Raw genomic sequence first — 252 nt, 5'->3', positions numbered from 1 at the left:
GGGACAACGTGGAGTTCCAGCGCGACCATCCCCTGATCAAATCCATCCAGTCCGATCCGGAACTCGCCGGCGTCCCGCTCGACCTTGGCGGCCCACGCCTCGAATTCCTCGACCGAGAAGACGTTGTCGAGGCTCAGCATCCGCTCGGCGTGCTGCACGGGCGCGAACAGGCTCGTCTCGGCGCGGCCTCCGACGGTCTGGGTGGGGCTGTCCTGGCTCGCGAGCTCGGGAAACTCACCCTCGAGAACCGCG

1 protein-coding gene is annotated in these 252 nt (G+C 67.5%); it reads right to left on the bottom strand.

Annotated features, from left to right (window positions below; all coding sequences use genetic code 11):
- Nucleotides 1–252: hypothetical protein (locus QN345_RS20275; RefSeq protein WP_323509268.1), on the bottom strand; the 252-nt coding region annotated here is incomplete at both ends.

Source organism: Cryobacterium sp. 10I1 (assembly GCF_035019805.1).
Taxonomy (GTDB): domain Bacteria; phylum Actinomycetota; class Actinomycetes; order Actinomycetales; family Microbacteriaceae; genus Cryobacterium; species Cryobacterium glucosi.
Note: the sequence above shows the minus strand (reverse complement) of the source record. Positions and strands in the feature narration are given on the sequence as shown.